The organism is Natronomonas sp. (assembly GCF_046710025.1).
Lineage (GTDB): Archaea > Halobacteriota > Halobacteria > Halobacteriales > Haloarculaceae > Natronomonas.
Genome location: NZ_JBKEGK010000261.1, coordinates 1 through 3,366, shown reverse-complemented (window position 1 = coordinate 3,366; position 3,366 = coordinate 1). Strand labels below are relative to the sequence as shown.

Sequence of the window (3,366 nt, the reverse complement as noted above, 5' to 3'; positions counted from 1 at the left end):
ATACCCGCCTCTACCGCGTCGGCACAAAAGGGTTTTCCGCCTCTTGGGCCGACTACGAGCGTCACTCCAACGCCTGCATCGAGGCATAGAAGCGCTGGAGGGCGGTCAGGTGGCCGACGACGGCGAGTAAGCCCAATAGCCAGCCGACGGGCGGGTATCCGGCGATCGGCCCCGTGACAGCGGGCGAGATCGCCGTGACGACCCCGATTATCGCCAGGCGGTCCGCGCGCCCGACGAGGCCGCCGTAGACACGATCGAGTCCGACCGCCTGGGCCTGCGTGCCGAGATACGACGTCATCAACACGCCGGTGACCGCGAGCAGGCCCAGGAGATAGGCCTCCACGCCCGCGGCGAGGCCGGCGATGACAACGATGTCTGCGTACCGATCGAGCACGTGATCGAGCAGGTCGCCCGACACCGAATCCACCCCCTGCCGGCGTGCGAGGGCCCCGTCGATGAGGTCCATCCAGCCGTTGAGGAAGACGAAGGCCGCCCCGACGGGATACAGCGCCGGGATGGGACCAATCCCCAACAGCTCGGTCCCGGCGACGGCGTAGGCCCCGCCGGCGAGGGCGGCGAACCCGATCGCAACGACGCTGATGCCGTTCGGCGTCAGCCCGATCCGGTCAGCCGCCCCGACAAAGGGATCGAGCCCCCGCTCGGCCAGCGGCCTGAGTCTGTCGAGCGTCACAGATACCCCGTAAAGTCGACTGTTCCGGCCGAGGGTTGACGCTCGCCGGCGAGAACGGCTTCGACATCGGATCGTACCGCCTCGACGGACCGGTCGGTGGTGTCTATCTCGTACGTCGCATCGACGCCGTGTCGGTCGACGGTCTCGGAGAGGATTACGTCGAGCGCCTCCGCCTCGGCGTTCTCGGCTGCCTTCGCCTCGCTCTCCCCGCGGTCGAGTAATCGCGTTTCGAGGACGTCGGGCCGGCACCGCAACACGATCGCGCGGTCGACGTTGAGGTGGTGGGCGACGTGTGACTCGACGAGGATGTCCTCGCGGCCTTCGAGACGTGCCGAGACAGCTTCGAGATCAACAACGAGGCTGCCGCGGGCCTCATCGGTCCCCTCGGTCAGGCCGGCCTCCCGGACGAGATCGTTCAGGTGGAGCACGTTGAGGTCGGTCGCGAGGCCGTCCGTCGCCGTCGTCTTGCCGACGCCGGGGGTTCCGGTCACCGCGACCCTCATAGGAGGTCGTTGAGCACCTCCACCGCGCGTTTTGTTCCTTGGCGCGTCCCGCAGGTGACCCGAACGCACCCTGGAAGCCCGAACGATGTCGTGTCGCGGACGATGACCCCCTTGCGTTGGGCTGCCTCGGCGATTTCGGCCCCGTCCCCGACGTCGCAGAGCACGAAGTTCCCGGAACTCTCCCACGTCGGGCACTCGATCGTGTCGCGGATGTACCCCCTCGCCCACTTCGCGGTCTCGAGAGTCTGTTCGAGGAAGTCGTCGTCATCAAGCGCAGCAAGGCCGGCTCGACAGGCGATCTCCGAGGCGGCAAAGGGAGTGTTGATCCGGGCGTATGCGTCGGCCCACGCCTCGGGGACGATGGCGTATCCGAGCCGCAGCCCCGCGAGGCCGTAGGCCTTCGAGAACGTCCGGAGCACCGCGACGTCCTCGCGCTCCGCGAGAAGGTCGATCGCCGGGGGGGACTCGGAGAACTCGATGTAGGCCTCGTCGACGAGCGCGAGTGTCTCGTCGTCGGTTCCCTCGGCGATCGCCTCGACATCGGCGCGATCGATCTCGCTGCCGGTCGGGTTGTGCGGGCTCGTGAGGTAGAGTATCCGCTCGCCGTCGTAGTGCTCAAGCACCGTCTCGGCGGACTGCTCGAAGTCGTCGGCGCGCCGGATCGGGTACTCGTTGACCGAGCCGTGGTGATAGCGGGCGCTCATCGCGTAGTATGCAAAGCCCGGGTCGGGGACGAGCACGTCGTCGCCCGGCCTCAACAGCGCCCGAGCGAGGTAGTCAAGCGCCCCGTCGCCGCCGTTGGCGAGCCACACCTGCGCCGGGGTGACGCCGTGTCTCTCGGCAAGCCGCTCCCTGAGATCGGCGGCGGAGGACTTCGGATAGGTGTGGACCGACGGCGCGTACGACTCAATCGCCTCGACGGCCTTCGGCGCGGGACCGAGCGCGTTTTCGTTCGAGGAGAGCTTCACGAGGTCGTCGGGGTCGATGCCCAACTCGCGGGCCACCTCCTCGACCCCCCGACCGGCCTCGTAGGCGACGTGATCCGATAGGTCCCGTGGATGCATGCGTGGGTCAAACGGTCGGTCGGTCTTAAGAAGTGCGCAACGGAGCGCAGCGAAACACCGCTCTAACCGTTCCGTTCAAAAGGGTTGACGCGGTAGCGACCGGTACATGAACGGGACGAGTGGCGTGATCGTCGCCGGCGGACTGTCGGTCCGGATGGGCGACACTGAAAAGACCGTCGTCGATGTCGGCGGGACCCCGCTCATACGGCGGGTCGCGGACCGGCTGTGCGCGGCGACCGACAAACTGGTGATCAACTGCCGTGAGGAGCAGCGCGACCCGATCGCCGAGGCGCTTGAGGGGCTCGATCCCCGGTTCGCTATCGACGAGATCCCCGATCGTGGCCCGGTCGCCGGGATCAAGACTGGACTTGAGGTGTCGGATACAGAGTACTCGGCGATCGTCGCGGCGGATATGCCGTTTCTGGACCCCGGCATCGTCCAGTACCTCTTCGAGCGGGCGGCGGACCACGAGGTCGCCGTCCCACGGCCGAGCGAGTGGTTCGAGCCGCTCCACGCCGTTTATAAGACCGTGCCCGCCGTCGCGGCCTGCGAGCGCGCCCTCGAGGAGGAGAACCCACGCATTATCGAGCCGCTGTCGACGCTCGACCGGGTGGTTGTCGACCGTGACGAACTGCTCGCCCACGGCTCCCTCGATACGTTCGAAAGTGTCGATACGCCCGAGGACATCGCGTGGGCCGAATCGGAACTTGAGTAGTCTCGCTGCTCTCACTCTCGTTTTTTCGTCTCCACTCTCGTCCCCGCGTTCACTCTCGCTGTCTCGTTCTCACGTCCGTTCCCACCCCCTGCCTCGTTTTCCGGTCTCGCTTTCGTCCCCGTCCTGCACTTCTCACCTGCTCCGCGGTCCGCCCGCGCCAACATCCCACGCCGACCGCCCGCCGTCGGTCCGAGACGATGACTTATAAGCCCCCCGCGCCCGGCGATACGGTATGGTCGTAGACACCGCGATGTACACGATACATACCGGATTCTCCGCGCTGTGGGCCGGCTCAGTGCTGTTCGTCGCCGCGGCGGTGCTCCCGCTGGCAATGGACGGCGAACTCTCGCCGGACGCCTTCGGGAGTGTCGTCTCCACGCTCCGGTGGGTGAC

Annotated in this window: 4 protein-coding genes; 1 reads left to right on the top strand and 3 read right to left on the bottom strand. The window is 67.1% G+C overall.

From position 1 onward, the window contains the following. Nucleotides 1-61: 61 nt before the first annotated feature. Genes ACI944_RS13400 through hisC form a run of 3 tightly spaced genes read right to left on the bottom strand, consistent with a single transcriptional unit; the run spans nucleotide 62 to nucleotide 2,258 of the window. Nucleotides 62-691: a CDP-alcohol phosphatidyltransferase family protein gene (locus tag ACI944_RS13400; RefSeq protein WP_411719531.1), complete on the bottom strand. Its 630-nt coding sequence runs from the start codon at nucleotides 689-691 to the stop codon at nucleotides 62-64. Next, nucleotides 688-1,194, bottom strand: coding sequence for an adenylate kinase family protein (locus ACI944_RS13395; RefSeq protein ID WP_411719530.1), 507 nt, complete (start codon nucleotides 1,192-1,194; stop codon nucleotides 688-690). Before ACI944_RS13395 ends, ACI944_RS13400 begins: the two co-directional genes overlap by 4 nt. After that, the gene (hisC, locus tag ACI944_RS13390) at nucleotides 1,191-2,258 is read right to left on the bottom strand and encodes a histidinol-phosphate transaminase (protein ID WP_411719529.1); all 1,068 of its coding nucleotides are present in this window, start codon (nucleotides 2,256-2,258) and stop codon (nucleotides 1,191-1,193) included. The genes ACI944_RS13395 and hisC overlap by 4 nt, the downstream gene beginning before the upstream one ends. A 106-nt stretch (nucleotides 2,259-2,364) precedes the next feature. On the opposite strand from hisC, the gene ACI944_RS13385 reads away from it, so the two are divergent. Further along, a complete protein-coding gene (locus ACI944_RS13385) occupies nucleotides 2,365-2,973 on the top strand; it encodes a molybdenum cofactor guanylyltransferase (RefSeq protein ID WP_411719528.1) in 609 nt (202 codons plus the stop codon). The last annotated feature ends 393 nt before the right edge of the window (nucleotides 2,974-3,366 follow it).